Raw genomic sequence first — 16,195 nt, forward strand, 5'->3', positions numbered from 1 at the left:
GTCGTTAACCGTTTTTGATTGCCCAAAATTCAAGTTCAAGCCCTGGAAACTCACCGGCGATATGAATCGCAAAACCGCCCGACTGAGCCATTTGCTTCCATAACTCGCTTTGTTTGTTGAGCTCGAAATAAGCGAAACCCGCATGATAAGGAATCTGCCGTGGTGCGACCGGCAGCGCATGTATCGAAATACCGGGCAAGGCCGAACGAACCAATTGCTGAATCTGTTCGACCGGACCGATTTTGACTTGCGTCGGAAAACTGCTGCGCAATTGTTCCTTAGACACTTGCGCATTGGCGGCCAGCACGAATACCGCATCCTTGAGCAAATTCGGATCCGGCACCTTCGCGCCGCGAATGCCGTACTTCGGTGCTGTCAACGGAATCGGAATCGCGTTTTGCTCCAATACCGCGCTCAATAATTGCCGCAACTCCTCCATGACATGCATGAAGGTCGTTTGTAAATCGTCGTGCTTATAAACCGGAAAACTCACCGGCCTTTTATTAGGCCTGCAAAATGTCGATAACTCGCCGGCCAATTGCACCGCAATTCGGTAAAAACTTTCCGGATGCAATGCGGGAATGGATTGCAAATGTTCGAATAGCGGCTCGACACGATTGACCATTTGCAATAGCATGTAATCGGAAATTTCGGCAACTCCGCCCCTGCCTGCTTCGGAAGCCCGTCCGCCGAGAGCTTCTCCGCGCGTATGCAATAAGCCGAATAATTCTTTAATAAACCCGCTCAAGGTAGGCATAGCGTTGCAATCGAGCGAAGGCGGAATAAAACCCTGATCGAGAATCACGTTTTTATCGGCCCTCGATTCGATGACTCTTGCCACCCCGATACAAACATGACCGGAAAGCTCTTGTCGCTCCAATAACAGTCTAGTATGAAGTTTGCCGACCAAGATAGCAGAGGTCGCATTCGATCCGGTATTATGGTCCCGAACTTCGCTTTCGAAGGCATGATAGCGTGCCAAATTGTGGCGGTTCTCGTCGGTATCGATTTCAATCGTACCCGGTTGGCGGACCGGCAACGATAGATAAACGATATTATTCTGCACGTCGCTTGGAATATCGACCGGCAAAGGCAAATCGTCGTCTTCGGGTAAATTAAACGGCGTTCCGTCCGGAAAGATCCCGCTACATTCGGCCAATGCAAATTTGCCCATGGCCAGCTGTCGCTGGTCTATAGCAATCTTTTTGACTCCCCAATCATAAGGCGTAAGGTTGCCGCACCGTTCCTTGACGAGAGTTTCGATATACCGGTCGTGTTGCTGAAAATGTTGGGGCCGCAAAAACATGCCTTCCGACCAAACCGTCCTGTTATTTTCCGCCATTATTCTTGTAACCTTTTACCCTGTGATATGAATTTTCAAGCTAACGTTGGTTTCATAGCTCGATCATTGTTTTTGCAGTTTTTCAAGCTCGGCTCTCATCGTTATACATAAGTCGAAAACTCCCTTTTTGCAATCTTAGCCAATGAGACCTCGATACCATTTTTTGTCACCCGACTTTCCCTCACCTAGCGTTAGGTGAGGGAAAGCCACTGATGTTCAATATCCCAAGATTTATCAAACAGCACCGTTTCCAGGTATACGATGACCTCTGCTTAGAAAGTTTACCGATACTTGTGTATAACGGCGAGAGCTCGGCTTGGGAAGGAGCGAATTAGTCGATCTTTATTCAACTACATTGAGAACGGCTTTCTCAAACCTCCAATCATCATAGTCCAAATTTTTCTTTTTTGTTCCGCGCTGCAGTTAGGGCTTTCATTTGTTCTTCATAAGCCTCTACGAAGGCATCGCCGAAAAAATTCTCGACGGCTTCTTCGGACTCAATGCGATAAGTGTCCTGATAACTGTCCCAACACTTGGCTTTTTTTTGTAACACGATGCCTTGCTCGAATTGTTTTTCGATCGTTTTAGGGTCGAATCGTTTCAACAAGTCGGCCAATGAGGCTTGAATCCCTGCTTGCATCGCGAGCTGATGATTCATGATGTCATTGAAGCCTTGCTCGATCGATTCGACCGATTCGAGAAAACCACCCTCTTTGTTTTGAATCAATTGCTTCAAAACATCATTGGTCGACACGGCGAACTTCAACGGGTTATTGTCGACCGCTCTTATTACGGTCACATTGACGCGAAACAAACTCTTGAATTCGGCTCGGCTTCGTAAAACCGAAACAGTACCGGCAACTAATTGTCGGAACATTCTGCCAATTCTTTGCATCGCCTCCAATTGATTTTTAGTTGCGCATTCATTTTGATCAAGGCCTGCACCATGCAAAAAAGCATCGAATAGACCGTTGTCGGAAATACTTTGCACGGGTTGTGCTTGCGGCGTTTCAGGGGAAGAACCGGACGGGTCGGCTAGAATGCTGTTTAAATTTGAAGCTTGCGGACTATCAGGGATGGCGACCGGCGGTGAAACTGGTTCTGAAGCCGATTCATCAGGCTCGACTAGGGGCGATTTAGGCGCGAAGCTCTCGTTAAGCAAATCCATGCTTGCCGCCCTCGAATCATCCTCTATCTGTCTGTCGCCGGAGGGTGTATCGGAGTCGGCGAAAAGATCCTCGAAACTCAAGTTTTCAGGAATTTCCTCAAAAGGTTTCGGTGCTGCTTCTACCTGAGGAGCGATAAAGCTGTCGAAAAGCGGTGAAGCATGATCTTGTAAGTGGCTTTCAAATTCGGGCGTTTCGTTTTCTTTAGCGTCGATCAATTCTTCATGGCGTGGAAAGGGTGAACTGCTATCGCCCATCAGTCGATTGGCTTCCGTATCGACCGGCGTTGAAAACAACTCTTCGGGCTCTGTCGATTTTGACGGCGAATCGGCAAAAATATCCGGAAAAGGAAAATCATCCCGGCTAGTGTCTTCAGTGATAATAGCTTCTATTTCATATTCGCCGACTTTTAAAAGGATGCCGTTATGGAGAGGTATCGAATCGTTATGCAGCGGATTAGCTTCGTTATCGATAAATACGCCAGCCAGACTTGAATCGGTCAGATAATATGTATTGTTTTCGTACTTGATCGATGCATGATGCCGCGATACAAATTTATCAGGATCAGGTAAAACCAGCGTATTATCATCGGAACGTCCTATCGTGCCTTCATCGTTTGGAAAGGCCACTAGTTTAGGTTCGGATAAAGGCTTGCCTTTGTACGTTGTGATCTTAAGAGATAAAGCCATTTCAACTACTCGATGAGAAATACAAAATCGTTATTTTCAAGCCAAATTTAAACAGGAAAATTTAGTTCTACTCACTTCTTGATAAAGATACGTTCGATCTGATTTTAATAAATTCTAGTCTCTGTTCGATGGTTCTTCAAATACGCATTAACTTCGGATTTACCGAATTTTATATAACTTATTGAAAGTAATTATTCACACCCCCTATCATTCCCACGCTCCGGCGTGGGAATGAAGACCGAGACGCTCTAGCGTCTCATACCGCTGGAGCGGTACTCAGGCGTTCCCACGCAGAGCGTGGGAACGATAATTGACGGGGGACTGAATAGTTACTATTGAAAAGCTTATAAACGAATCCTAAAAGTTGTCTTGAACCGTTGGGAATAATTCTTTGTACTAGCTTTAGCTCGTAATATAATCTTTTCAGAAGTACGCTGGATACTTTGCCTGATGTCGGGATTCTATTGAAGCTTGACTCGACTTGGCAAAATGCAAAGCCTTAGGCATACTTTACCAATCAATCGAGTAGCGAGGAACAAATAATGGACGAAAAGAAACCGGTCAGTGCCTTTATCGTAGGACTTTTTTTATTTTTAGGACTGTTCTCGCTAGGTTACTTACTGAGTCATGCCGCGATTAAATTCAAAGAATATGAACGTAGCGTCACTGTTAAAGGATTGTCGGAACGAGAATTTTCTGCTGATATCGTGATATGGCCGATCCAATTTACGGTTGCGGATAACGAGCTTAGCTTACTTTACGAGGCTCTTGAAAAAAACACGGAAACGATCAAAGCTTTTCTGAAAAAATCCGGTGTTGCCGAAGGTGAAGTCTCTGTCTCAACTCCCTCCATCACCGATAAGTCCGCGCAAAGTTATCAAAATAGCGGAAATGTCGAATTTAGATACAGCGCAATACAAACCGTCACAGTTTACTCCGCAAATGTGGATCAAGTTCGTTCCGCTATGAACGGCTTATTGGCATTGGGTAAAAAAGGCATTGTCTTTACGGCGCAGGATTACCAAAATCGAACTGAATTCTTATTTACGCAACTCAATCAAATAAAACCTGAGATGATTGAAGAGGCGACTACCAAAGCCCGTGAAGTCGCAGAAAAATTTGCCGAAGACTCCAGCAGCAAACTCGGCAAGATTAAACGAGCGTCACAAGGACAATTTTCTATCGAACCTCGCGATACGAACAATCCGCATATAAAAAAAATACGAGTCGTTTCAACGATTGAATATTATTTATCGGACTAATTTTTTTTGCTTTATGCCTTCGCGCGATGATCAATAAATGACTCCTAACAATACCCTTCGTAGATCAAAATTCGGCACAGGGGGCCCGCCAAAGGACGCCGTGAATACGTCCATGTAGGCTCTTTGCCAGCCCCCCCCCCTGTGCCTCCTTAGGCACTGCCGAAATTTGAAGTGCGAAAGGTATAATCAAAGCCAGATGGATGCGTATTAAGGCATTTTCTAGCGTGTCGCGCCGAAGTTCGACTCAAAAAGGGTATGACCTTTCATCATCGCCATAATATGGCGTCATCATCACTCACGGTAAATACAGGAATGTTAAAAAAATATTATTTAGGTTTATCTAGTTTATTATTAGTATTCTGTTTCTTTCATGGCAATGATCTGATTGCCGGCCCTAAGGAAGATTTTCAAACTTGGGGCACTGTTACGGCTATTGGAAGCCTAGATGCAATCGATCCCGATCTTTCAAAGTACCGATATTGGCTGGAGGGCCAGGGTCGATTCGGCAACGACACGTCGCAAGTTTCGCAAGGCATGCTGCGAACCGGTTTAGGCTACGCCCTCAGTGAAACACTGACTATGTGGCTTGGTTATGCGTTTATACCGACAGAAGAGCCCTTTGTAAGTGATCCCTTCGATGAACATCGTATTTGGCAGCAACTGTTATGGAACCAACCGTTTTCTTTCGGAACATTCAGCAGTCGTAGTCGCTTAGAGCAACGGTTCATGCAAATCGGTAACGATGTCGGTTGGCGTTATCGTCAATTGTTTAAAATATCACTGCCTTTGGCTTTTGCACCAAACTTTAGCTTGGTCGGGACTAACGAAGTTTTTATCGACATTAATAAAACTGATTGGAAATCTGTGAACGGTTTCGATCAAAACCGAGCCTTCGCCGGCATTGGGTATAATTTTGATGAGCACATCAGAACCGAAATCGGCTATATGAATCAATATATCTATAAAGCCACTGCTCAAGATTTTATGAGTCACATCATTTCAATCAATTGGTATCTTAATTTCTAGCTTGATACCGATATTAACGTATATATGAGGAGTTGGTGGTGCTGGATTTCTCGACGAACCTACTTCTCATCCTCTAAGGATCTCGTAACAAATAGCTTCCTTTAGCTATGTGCTTTGTAGCGGGTTCGGCAACTCGCTTGACAGGACGCCGTGAATACATTCCGTGTAGGCTTGACGGCGGCTTTCCCTGCCGCCGACACCTGTCAATCGAGCTACCGAACCTGCCTGCCCTATATTAAAAATAGGGAAGTTATTTATAACCGAATCCTAAATATGGGGAAGAATGCTCAAAATGGGTGGATTAACCAACTGGTATCAATCGAAAAAAGTCAGTAGATTAGTAAAAATAGTGTTTTCTTGAGATGCCTGAGGAATTTCGACCATTTTACCGGGCTCCATAATTAGCGCAGTAATCGAAAATTCCGAAAGCAAGCGTTTTTTTACCGAAACCGCATCTTGAGAGTTAGAGAAAGGCCCTGCAATCACCCTTGTAGCAAAGGCATGTGCCGGAATTGGAGGACCTTGATGATTCAGCATGGCCGCGAATTGTCGAGCCTCTTTCTCGTTTGGTAATGTTGCTACGCTCAGTTTCCATGCATCGACATCGATTTCTTTGGGAATCGGCCGTTTAAACTTGATCGAAGGACGCGATATGGTCAAATAAAAATCATCTATATGGCCTTTTAAAATAGGTGTTAAAACGCCATCGGAGCGCTCGATTGCCGCGTGAACTTTATCCCAATCGATCGATCGACCGGATTCATGTTCAATTTTTTGCAAACGCGCCATCAAATCCTGAACAAGTCGATTGACTTGTTTCGGATCTTTATGGGTAGGCGGATAAGCTTGCAAAAAAAGCGTATCGCCATCCCATGCTGTTAAAAAAGGTTGATTGACAATCCTAACCTGTGAGCCGACAGCGACATGCCGAAATAGCTTTGCAATGTCTTCAGGATAAAGCCGTACACAGCCATGACTGACTTCCATGCCGACGCCATAGGGTTTATTGGTGCCATGGATCAGATAACCGGGAAAACCTAAGCGTAAAGCATAGTCCCCAAGCGGATTGTTCGGGCCGGCGGGGACGACTCTAGGCAAAGGATCGCCTTTTTTAGCATGCTCGCGCCTGATCGACTCGGGAACAGTCCAACTAGGTTTCGCAGTTTTCGCAGTAATTCGGGTCAAGCCTTGCGGCGTTTCCCATCCTTCCCGGCCTATACCAACCGGATAAGTAAATACTTTATTAGCGTTTTTTTGGTCGTATAAAAAAAGCCGCTTAGCCGCTAAATTCAACACAACGCCTTTTCGAGGCGCTTCGGGGATAATGAATCGCAATGGCAAACGAACTGTACTGCCCGGCTCCGGTAACCATGGGTCTAAGTTAGAATTGGCTCGGGTTATTTCGTCATAACCCAAACCGAAATGCCGACCGATTACCAACAACGAGTCTTTTTCATCGGTTTCTATTTGCGCAGCAACACCAATAATTGATTGGCTATCGAATAAAGGAAATTCCCTAATCGGTGAAAATTCGACTGAGGATACAGTATCCGGTCCACGCAAAAGCTGACAAGAACACAATAAATAGAACGACATGCCTATAAAAAGGCGCTTGAATACATTAATGTTTATCGTCATATACATTTAGAAGCGGATGAATCACCCTCTTTTTTGTAACTCGGCCACCGAAATACCGCTCATCCATTCTTTGATTCGATTAGAATCGCCAACCGGCGTCAATTGCCCCCATGAATTGAGTAATACAACGATCGTTGGTCTGTTATTTATCCAGGTTTGCATGACGAGGCACTTGCCGGACTCATTGATAAAACCGGTTTTCGATAGACCGATTTTCCAATTAGGATTTTTAGTCAGAATGTTGGTATTGTTATATTTAAGCATTTGCTTACCGACTTTTTGAGTATGACTTTCTGTAGTCGTCATCGTTCTAATCAATGGGTATTTAGTCGCGTAGGCGACAAGCTTGGCTAAATCCCTCGCTGTTGACTTATTCTCTGTATACAAACCGGTAGGATCGCGAAAACGAGTATTTTTTAATCCGAGAGCCCGCGCCTTACGATTCATGGCCTTGACAAAAGCGGGTTTACCGCCGTGATAGGAGCGGGATAAAGCGGAAGCCGCACGGTTGTCGGACGACATCAGCGCCAACCTCATCATTTCTCTTAGCGTTAATGTTGTTCCGACAGGTAAACGCGAACGGCTGTGACGCAATGTGTCGATATCCTGTTTCGAAATTGTAATGGATTTATTTAAGTTAGGCTTGGAATCAAGCAACACCATTGCCGTCATCAATTTGGTAATGGAAGCGATAGGCATGACATTTTGCGATTTTTTCTCGTAAAGAATCATTCCCGTTTCTTGATCCATGACAATCGCTGCCGATGATTTTAGGGATAAGTTTTTTCCTGACGCGTTTACGGAAAATACCGTGAACATTAACGTAACAATGGCGATTACAGCGAAGGAATTTTTAAACATTTTTTTCATGTGCAGCGATAATTAATCAGGAAAATAAATCGGTACGATTCAATTATAGGTATTATTCGTAATGATTAAAGTCAATAAATTAATTTCTTAACTTTACCTTAACTATTACAATAATTTTAGAAGGGCCATTCTAACGCTGTATCAAGCTCAGTTAAAGCCCGATTGCTAACGAAACAGATCTTTGCGGCTCTATGATCCTGGCTTATCGCTAGAAGGAATGTTGATTCCTTTACAATTGTCCAAGGTAGAAGAAGCTAAAGCGCATTTTTCAATCAAAAACACAGCTGTTATTGACCTTGATGGCAAAGGCAGGATGCGTTCTCTGCCATCGGTCGCGGCTGATAATCAAATTGTCTTCGTATTCCTGTTTGATATGAATATGAGCATAAATTCGTTGGGCTTTTTTATAACGAGGCCTGATTAAAGCATTTAGGGTTTTGATTGCCAATTGTTTTTTAAAAGCCTCCGCTCTTATTTCGCTAGAAAAAACACCTAATGAAATATCTCCCTTAACTTCGCCTTTCCGGAACAGCCAATAATCGGTAATTCCTTTTTGTTTCAAAAGTTCAACATTTTCCAATGATTGTTCATAAGTTTCACCGGCCGGCAAGTACACCATGTAATCGCTAATCTTTTGCTCTTCTCGGCGCACCGATTTGATCGAAGCGGAATTGATGCCCGTCTGTTTTCGCCAGCTGTAAAATTGCTGCATCGTATCGAACGGCCCGGCCTCATAACACATACTGGACTCAACCTTGTTTTTTTTAGGCGCCATTTCTTGTTTTTTAACAATCGGGGCGTTTGCGGCGTCAATGTCGGTTCCGCCAAGTTCTTGTTTGGCACGACGATTGGTTTCATCCGAAATACTGGTTTTTGGGGGTGTTGGAGTTGCCTTAGTCAAGGCTATCGAAGCATCGTTGAAAGCAAGAATGGGGGGTGATTTTTTTGGCCGGGTTTGAGATATCTGATGTGAAACGAAATGCATATCGAGCCATTCGGCCAACAGCAAACTGGACCTGACCCCCGAAGAAGGCGCTAAACTATAATCTGAAACGAATATAGCACTGCGAATCGATTGCTCAATCGCCGTACCGGCGGCACACCATGATAACCCGGATTGCGCTTGCTTAAGGCTCGGTGAGTCGTTTAGTTCCGAAACCAGGATAATTTGCTCTCTTGTATCCGCTGAATTAATGAGAACATCACGCTCCAATGAAATAGTGCCTGAATGATATTGCCATAAAAAAAAAGTGATATTGAGCATTATTAGCAATAAGGCCAAAAGTTTCATAGCTTATTCCGCGAGAATCAATGACAAGCCTTTTAAGACCAAGTCCGGTACAACACAAGATACATTATCAAGATGAGGGGCAATATCGCCCGCGTCTCCACCGGTTAAAACTAACTTAGGATTTCGTGATAAATAACGTCCTGGAACTATGAGTTTTTTTGAGGGTTCGGTAACTCGATTGACAGGGCGCCGTGAATACTTCCGTGTAGACTTGACGACGGCTTTCCCTGTTTCTGACACCTGCCGATCGAGCAAGCGATCTCTCTGTAAAATGGGTAAGTTATTTACGGCTAAATCCTTAACAGGCTTGTTTAAATCTGCTATCAAGCTCTTAATCATACCGATGACGGCATAAAGGGCGCCATTATCAATAGCATCGCTCGTATTTCGAGCCAAGACCGGTAAACCGCTTTGTGCGGAAAGCTGTAAATTGGCCGTGCCATTTGACAGCGAATGCTTCATTAAGGTTAAACCCGGACAAATGAGCCCTCCCAAATGACAACCGTTGCGGTCCATTACATCAATGGTAATGGCGGTCCCGCAGTCGACGATACAGACCGGTTCCGACCAGTAATGCCTGGCCGCTATTAGACACAGCCAACGATCCACGCCCAGTTTTTCCGGAAATTCATAAGCATTCCGAACACCATACGCTTCGGCTACGGAATGAGCTTGTATTATGGACATAGAAGGCCACAGGTCCAGAGCAATTGTCTTGACTTGATCTAATACGGCATTCGAAGCCACGCAGGAAATAGCCATACGCCGCGGCGATTTCGGCAAGGCTCGCCAAGTGGAAAACAACCGGGCTTCAAAATCACTATCTTGATGAATAACAGGCACTCCCGGTTCTAAACGAATATCGTTATATCCCCACTTTACACGAGAGTTACCGATATCGACCAATAAGTCCATTCGGTCAATTCTTGCTAAAACTTACTTCGCCGGATGCAAAACAACAGGCTTTGCCGTCGGCAATCATTAAACGAAACAGGCCATTATCGTCGATTCCTCCAGCATTGCCTGTTATTGCAGAATCGCCATGATAGATAACGACAGGACGGCCTTCCAGGCAATCGTAAGATCGCCATTCATCTAAATAAGGTTTTAAGCCATGGTTTTCGTAATCGGCAAGTATCGGCAATAATTCATTCAACAACGTTCCTGCTAAACGATTTCTCGAAATGGATATCCCTCCCATAATCCGAGTCAAATCGATCCAAGCTTGATCGATCATTGCCGCTTCACGATCCGGCATATAAATATTCAACCCGATACCGATCACAGCCGCGCAAGGCCCATGAGTCTCCCCGGTCACTTCGATTAATATCCCGCCTAATTTATGTTCCTGCCAATAAATATCGTTCGGCCATTTTAAACCGATACCGGATAAACCTAAGGATGCCAAGGCCCTGATCACGGAAACGCCGACAGCAAGACTCAAGCCTGAAATAGCGGACGGGCCGTTGTGAAAGTGCCACAAGAGCGACAGGTAAATATTTGAACCGAACGGCGAGACCCAGGACCTACCTCGCCGGCCTTTACCTGCAGTTTGAAACTCAGCTAAACAAACCGCCCCGGATCGGGCTGCGCATTTAGCTTGATTGATCAAATGGTTATTCGTTGAATCAAGCCGGTCATGGATGTTTAAATCCGAAATGCTCAAGCGAACACTCTCCATCAACACGGATTCGATTTTTTCACTGCTTAAAAATTCGATCGGGCGTTCTAGGCGGTAACCCTTGCCGCTCACTGCGATGGGCTCCAAGCCTAGTTCGGTTAAACTGTGTAACTGTTTCCAAACCGCCGATCTGCTCACACCGAGAGTATCGGCTAAAATAGAACCCGAATGAAATTCGCCGTCGGCAAGGATCCCCAGAATTTTTTTTTGTTGATCGGTAATTGTCACTGCACAGTAAAAATAGAATTATCGTTTTATCCGCCAAAATAATTAAGGACTTCGTGAAAGCCCCTAAAGTCAACACTACGGCTCTTTATTCTCGCGGAGTTTTTGCATTTGCCTTTTAACGACATGCCTAATCAACAACTCCCGGTCTTGCTCCTTCATATTGATATAATCGACACCAATAATATGAGAATAAATGCCTTCAGGATTCTTTTTGGGCTTGCAATAAATAACTCTTCCATAAGTGACAATGACAGCCATACACGAAACCAATAGCATTTTAATTTCCAGATAATCACCAACTGCCAAGACCTCCGCACACTCGAAAGCCAATCCGGATGCGCTTAAATTAGCGTTGCGAGTATCCTTCTCTTTAAAATCGGTGCCTTGCATCATTATCGCCTGAGCAATCAAATCAATTTTACTTTCAATTAATTTCAAATAATCGGCTACATCCGGCACAGTCCGATCGAGCCGATGCATCATGATACGGGATTCTTGTGAAATTAATTCCAAAGCGGCGGACAACGAACAGTTGCCCAGCACATTATCGCTCATATGACTAGCCGGCGAGGCGGTCGCTTCATCTACTTTTTTATAGTAAAGATTAACTTGATCATCAATGCGAAAAAAACGCCGTCTATCTTTATCCCGATTCATTTAAATTTCCTGGAAATGAAATATATTTTTTGGATGCATCGACTTCGCCACCCCCTAATATTACTCGACAAACTCTTGACCTGCTTCGTCGGCGCCTGGTTCTACTTGCACGATAACGATCTCGACTCTTCGATTAAGCGCCCGGTTTTCGGGGGAATCGTTAGGTACTAACGGTCGGGTATCGGCATAACCCTGGATGACGAGTCGTGACGGTTCGGTTCCTGGTTGATCCAGCATGAAATGAGAAACGGTTACGGCACGAGAGGCAGACAATTCCCAATTCGAGCGATACATCTGCGTTCTAATCGGTCTGTCGTCTGAATGACCCGACACCAGAACTTTTCCGGGCGATTCGTTAACCGATGCGGTAATTTTAGTCAATACGGGCTCAAATCCGGTATTGAGCACCGCACTACCGGATGGAAACGATCCTTTTTCGCTAATGCGAATAATGATTTTTAGATTTTCCGTTTCCACCGAAACCAAACCCATCTTGATTTCTTCTTTTAAATCCTCTCTGATTTTTTCTGCCTGCTCCTCAATTTCGGCCTGTGTCAATTCCATTAGCTGTTTTTTTGCCGCTTCCAAGTTCGGCGAATCCTGCATAGTCGTCTGCTTGACTTCCTCTAGCGGAGTGGGCTCGGTCGGTGCCGGCGAAAAATGCTGGGCGATAATACTGGTCCCCATTGGAATATCGTATGCCGGCACATCCTTCTGTACGCCAAAAGCATTGATCATCGAATCAGCCATTTTTTTAAACTTGATGGTATCCATGGTTGCAAATGATAACAACAACACAAAGAAACACATCAGCAACGACATTAAGTCGGCAAAGGTCGTCAACCATGCGGGTGCTCCGACCGGGGGGCATTTGGGGCATTCATCAGCCATTTTTCACCTATTCATTGTCGGTTTTTCGCTTTTTATCGGAAATATAGGAATTCAACAAAGACTCTAGAACCTTAGGATTCATACCTTCTTGTATGCCGGAAATCGTTTCTAATATAAGTTCTTTATTGGTTTTTTCATAAAGCATCACCTTAGCTAGCTTGTCGACGATCGGGAGCGCGAAACAGTTTGCCACTAACGCACCGTAAAGTGTTGTCAGTAAAGCGACGGCCATCGCAGGACCGATACTCGACGGATCGGACATGTTTGCGAGCATCTGCACCAAACCAACCAACGTTCCGATCATACCCATTGCCGGCGCTAAATCGCCGACTCCTTTCCACATATCTTGACCTACTTCATTGCGCGATATCATTTGGTTAATTTCTTGAGACAGCATTTTTTTTACAAAAGCAGGATCATGCCCATCGACACAAAGATTGATACCTTTTCTCATAAATTCGTTTTCAATAGTCTCATTTTCCAAGGCCAGTAGACCGTTTTTTCGAGCGACATCGGAAAGCCTTACGGCTTCTTCGATTAACACTGCGGGGTCTTCCCTTTTGTTTAGAAAAGCTTTTCCTAAAACACCGAAAGACCTTAAAAAATCGGATATAGGAATACGCATCAACGATACGCCGAAAGTACCGCCTATGACGATTAATATGGAGGGTAGATTTACAAATAACATAACATCGCCGCCGGTAGCAATGGCGGCTGTAATAATCCCTATGCCCAATAAAAAGCCGATTAACGACGCTATATCCACATTTAACCTCTTCGTAATAATGGATAATCAATCAGAACATTGAACAAACTCATTTGAGTCGCCCCCCCTTTTTTATACCCTCGCAGATCAAAATTCGTCGCTGAAGTAACCGCGAAAGTCAAGAGATAGAATACAAAATTTGCCCTCAATGATTCAAAACGGGATATCGTCATCAAAATCGTCGTAAGGCGGAGGCGCTGAGTTTGAGGGTGTTGTTGATTGAGGCCTAGATTGAGCTGGAGCCGAGTTCTGTGACGAATAAGCGCCTTGATTATCGGAATAATTGGCGGTACCGCCGCTTCGGCTTCCCAGCATATGCATTTCGTTAGCGATAATTTCTGTCGTGTAGCGGTCTTGCCCGTCTTGGCCCTGCCATTTTCGTGTTTGCAAGCGACCTTCAACATAGACCTGGCTGCCTTTTTTTAAATATTCGCCGGCAATTTCGGCAAGCCTTCTAAAAAAAACTACGCGATGCCATTCGGTAGACTCTTTCCGCTCGCCGGTTTGTCTATCTTTCCAACGCATTGTCGTGGCTAGACTAATATTTGTTACCGCTTCGCCACTAGGCATATAGCGAACTTCGGGGTCGGCCCCGAGGTTGCCGATTAATGTTACTTTGTTTAGCATGTTTTCTCCGAAAAACGATTGAGCAAAAAATATAGATTCTCAAGGGAAACTTTACATTTGGAAAACCGATACCAACCTGAGTATTTATCGCGAAATCCTTAAGGATTTCGTGAAAAATAACTTCCTGGAGCTATGGGTTTTGGCGGGTCCGCGCGTCCCATTTTATACCTTTCACGCTTCAAATTTCGGCAGTGCTTTAGTAGGCGCCGGGGTACTCGGTCCCTCACCTAACAGTAGGTGAGGGACCAGCATGGAACTCGCATAGAGCCTACATAGACGCATTCACGGCGTCCTTGCGGACACCCCTATGCCGAATTTTGATCTACGATGGGTACAAATTTAGATTAAAACTTAAAATAAATAGCAAAAATCAGTTGAATTATCAGGAATCGAACTGAGTTATCGAATACTGTAAACGATCTTTATCCAATAAACGATTATCGACTTTAAGATAAACCACCCCTTCGCCGAAATGCAGCTTCACTTCCTCAACTCCGGTAACCCTGAGGATCTCTTCAGTGAGTTGCTCGGCTTGAACTCGGGTAAGATTGCTAATGGAAATCAGCATATTGGCAAGATAACGCGGCGGTTTCATTGTAAAAGATACTACCAACCAACTCGCTCCCGCTACAGCACTCATGATAAAAACAGCGCTACCGCCGAATTCGCCATAACTCCAGCCTCCAAGCGCACCGCCTAAAAATGCCCCTAAAAATTGAGAAGTCGAATAAAAACCCATGGCCGTTCCTTTCATGTCGCCCGGTGCGGTTTTAGAAACCAATGAAGGTAACGTGGCTTCGAGCAAATTGAAACCGCAAAAAAACAACCAAAGAAAAACAACGATCCCGGTCAAGCTTTGATGAAAGTACTGTAAACCTAATTCAGATACAACGATAACAGCAATCGCACCGATAAAAACGGGTTTCATTTTACGCTTTTTTTCAGCCAAAATAATAAAAGGTACTGCAGCCAACAATGAAACGATAAACACAGGCAAATAAACTTGTCCATGTTGACTGCCGCCTAATCCGGCATCCCTCATCAATAGTGGAATGGCAATAAAACTGGCCGTTAATATCAAATGTAGAATAAAGATACCGTAATTGAATCTTAGCAGCTCGGCATTTTTTAACACATGCTTTATCTGGCCCGGAATCAGTTCGGCATCGCGGTGAACTTTTGATTGTATCGGGTTCGGAACAATATAAACGATGACGATTATTGCCGCTAACGAGAGCAGCGCCGTCAACCAGAAAATACCTTCAACACCGACATAACCGGCAAGGACAGGTCCTATAGAGATCGCGATGCCGAACGAAACGCCAATACTGATACCGATCAAGGCCATCGCCTTCGTCCTATGGACCTCCTGAGTCAAATCGGCGACCAAGGCCATAATGACTGCGGCGATGGCTCCTGAACCTTGCAATGCCCTGCCGAATAACACGCCGTAAATCGTCGTCGACATCGCCGAAAGCACGCTGCCGGCTGCAAACAACAATAAGCCCAGGATAATTAATTTTTTTCGCCCAAAGCGGTCGGACATTAGCCCGAAAGGGATTTGTAATAATGCCTGACTTAATCCATAAATACTGACCGATAATCCGATTAAAAGCGGCGTGGAACCTTCCAAATGCTCGGCAAATAATGGCAATACCGGCATAATCATAAACAATCCCAACATCCTTAATGCGTAAATGCCCGCCAATGAACCGGTTGCTCGTTTTTCCAGCAATGTCATTGGGCTGGTAATATCCTGCATTTGTGCCAAAACACTTATCTCCTGAATAAAGTACGCTATCGAAAACTATAAAGAATGGATGGCTAATCGAAATTTAACAGCCTTACACTGCGAAGTACCAATTAACATCGTTAACCGACACACAATGCCGGCTATTATAACAACGGTTGCTTGAGCAGTCTGTTTGAAATTAGCCTTGAGAAATCAAGGGTAAGGAAAGGGGGGCGCTAAAGTGCGTCTCATAGCATGCTATAAAAAGAATAGACGAATCCTAGGCAATCGAAAAGTAAGGGAGCTTGGGGGTATCTCGGCAGCATTAA

General features: G+C 44.6%; 14 protein-coding genes. 2 read left to right on the plus strand and 12 right to left on the minus strand.

Annotated features, from left to right (window positions below; all coding sequences use genetic code 11):
* Positions 1–4: 4 nt before the first annotated feature.
* Positions 5–1,342: a type VI secretion system baseplate subunit TssK gene (gene tssK / locus WJM45_RS10750; RefSeq protein WP_341325106.1), complete on the minus strand. Its 1,338-nt coding sequence runs from the start codon at positions 1,340–1,342 to the stop codon at positions 5–7.
* A gap of 385 nt (positions 1,343–1,727) precedes the next feature.
* A complete protein-coding gene (gene tagH, locus WJM45_RS10755) occupies positions 1,728–3,197 on the minus strand; it encodes a type VI secretion system-associated FHA domain protein TagH (protein WP_341325107.1) in 1,470 nt (489 codons plus the stop codon).
* 542 nt (positions 3,198–3,739) lie between these two features.
* On the opposite strand from tagH, the gene WJM45_RS10760 reads away from it, so the two are divergent.
* Both WJM45_RS10760 and WJM45_RS10765 read left to right on the plus strand, forming a co-directional pair.
* A complete protein-coding gene (locus WJM45_RS10760; RefSeq protein WP_341325108.1) occupies positions 3,740–4,459 on the plus strand; it encodes an SIMPL domain-containing protein in 720 nt (239 codons plus the stop codon).
* 255 nt (positions 4,460–4,714) lie between these two features.
* Positions 4,715–5,485 (plus strand): DUF2490 domain-containing protein, encoded by a 771-nt coding sequence (locus tag WJM45_RS10765; RefSeq protein ID WP_341325109.1) that lies wholly within the window; start codon positions 4,715–4,717, stop codon positions 5,483–5,485.
* Positions 5,486–5,800: 315 nt separating this feature from the next.
* Here the strand turns inward: WJM45_RS10765 and WJM45_RS10770 are convergent, their stop codons facing one another.
* The 10 genes from WJM45_RS10770 to WJM45_RS10815 all read right to left on the minus strand — a co-directional run bounded on the left by WJM45_RS10770 (position 5,801) and on the right by WJM45_RS10815 (position 15,896).
* Positions 5,801–7,123 carry a L,D-transpeptidase family protein gene (locus WJM45_RS10770; RefSeq protein WP_341325110.1) on the minus strand — a complete coding sequence of 441 codons (1,323 nt, stop codon included), beginning with the start codon at positions 7,121–7,123 and terminating at the stop codon, positions 5,801–5,803.
* A gap of 21 nt (positions 7,124–7,144) precedes the next feature.
* Positions 7,145–7,993 (minus strand): serine hydrolase, encoded by an 849-nt coding sequence (locus WJM45_RS10775; RefSeq protein ID WP_341325111.1) that lies wholly within the window; start codon positions 7,991–7,993, stop codon positions 7,145–7,147.
* A gap of 268 nt (positions 7,994–8,261) precedes the next feature.
* The gene (locus WJM45_RS10780; protein WP_341325112.1) at positions 8,262–9,284 is read right to left on the minus strand and encodes a hypothetical protein; all 1,023 of its coding nucleotides are present in this window, start codon (positions 9,282–9,284) and stop codon (positions 8,262–8,264) included.
* Positions 9,285–9,287: 3 nt separating this feature from the next.
* On the minus strand, positions 9,288–10,199 hold the full coding sequence (locus WJM45_RS10785) for a type III pantothenate kinase (RefSeq protein ID WP_341325113.1): 912 nt from the start codon (positions 10,197–10,199) through the stop codon (positions 9,288–9,290).
* 4 nt (positions 10,200–10,203) lie between these two features.
* Positions 10,204–11,193, minus strand: a complete 990-nt coding sequence (gene birA / locus WJM45_RS10790) for a bifunctional biotin--[acetyl-CoA-carboxylase] ligase/biotin operon repressor BirA (protein WP_341325114.1) — start codon at positions 11,191–11,193, stop codon at positions 10,204–10,206.
* Positions 11,194–11,268: 75 nt separating this feature from the next.
* The gene (locus WJM45_RS10795) at positions 11,269–11,850 is read right to left on the minus strand and encodes a PilZ domain-containing protein (protein ID WP_341325115.1); all 582 of its coding nucleotides are present in this window, start codon (positions 11,848–11,850) and stop codon (positions 11,269–11,271) included.
* Positions 11,851–11,910: 60 nt separating this feature from the next.
* Positions 11,911–12,741 carry a flagellar motor protein MotB gene (locus WJM45_RS10800; protein WP_341325116.1) on the minus strand — a complete coding sequence of 277 codons (831 nt, stop codon included), beginning with the start codon at positions 12,739–12,741 and terminating at the stop codon, positions 11,911–11,913.
* Positions 12,742–12,748: 7 nt separating this feature from the next.
* Entirely contained in the window at positions 12,749–13,507 is a 759-nt protein-coding gene (locus WJM45_RS10805) for a MotA/TolQ/ExbB proton channel family protein (protein ID WP_341325117.1), read from the minus strand.
* A gap of 153 nt (positions 13,508–13,660) precedes the next feature.
* Positions 13,661–14,134: a single-stranded DNA-binding protein gene (ssb, locus tag WJM45_RS10810; RefSeq protein WP_341325118.1), complete on the minus strand. Its 474-nt coding sequence runs from the start codon at positions 14,132–14,134 to the stop codon at positions 13,661–13,663.
* A gap of 382 nt (positions 14,135–14,516) precedes the next feature.
* Positions 14,517–15,896, minus strand: coding sequence for an MFS transporter (locus WJM45_RS10815; protein WP_341328931.1), 1,380 nt, complete (start codon positions 15,894–15,896; stop codon positions 14,517–14,519).
* Between the last annotated feature and the right edge of the window lie 299 nt (positions 15,897–16,195).

The organism is Methylotuvimicrobium sp. KM2 (genome assembly GCF_038051925.1).
Taxonomy (GTDB): domain Bacteria; phylum Pseudomonadota; class Gammaproteobacteria; order Methylococcales; family Methylomonadaceae; genus Methylotuvimicrobium.

Coding starts and splice junctions, on each gene's coding strand:
- tssK (WP_341325106.1), bottom strand. CDS start 1,342: ATGGCGGAAAATAACAGGACGGTTTGGTCGGAAGGCATGTTTTTGCGG.
- tagH (WP_341325107.1), bottom strand. CDS start 3,197: ATGGCTTTATCTCTTAAGATCACAACGTACAAAGGCAAGCCTTTATCC.
- WJM45_RS10760 (WP_341325108.1), top strand. CDS start 3,740: ATGGACGAAAAGAAACCGGTCAGTGCCTTTATCGTAGGACTTTTTTTA.
- WJM45_RS10765 (WP_341325109.1), top strand. CDS start 4,715: ATGACCTTTCATCATCGCCATAATATGGCGTCATCATCACTCACGGTA.
- WJM45_RS10770 (WP_341325110.1), bottom strand. CDS start 7,123: ATGACGATAAACATTAATGTATTCAAGCGCCTTTTTATAGGCATGTCG.
- WJM45_RS10775 (WP_341325111.1), bottom strand. CDS start 7,993: ATGAAAAAAATGTTTAAAAATTCCTTCGCTGTAATCGCCATTGTTACG.
- WJM45_RS10780 (WP_341325112.1), bottom strand. CDS start 9,284: ATGAAACTTTTGGCCTTATTGCTAATAATGCTCAATATCACTTTTTTT.
- WJM45_RS10785 (WP_341325113.1), bottom strand. CDS start 10,199: ATGGACTTATTGGTCGATATCGGTAACTCTCGTGTAAAGTGGGGATAT.
- WJM45_RS10795 (WP_341325115.1), bottom strand. CDS start 11,850: ATGAATCGGGATAAAGATAGACGGCGTTTTTTTCGCATTGATGATCAA.
- WJM45_RS10800 (WP_341325116.1), bottom strand. CDS start 12,741: ATGGCTGATGAATGCCCCAAATGCCCCCCGGTCGGAGCACCCGCATGG.
- ssb (WP_341325118.1), bottom strand. CDS start 14,134: ATGCTAAACAAAGTAACATTAATCGGCAACCTCGGGGCCGACCCCGAA.
- WJM45_RS10815 (WP_341328931.1), bottom strand. CDS start 15,896: ATGCAGGATATTACCAGCCCAATGACATTGCTGGAAAAACGAGCAACC.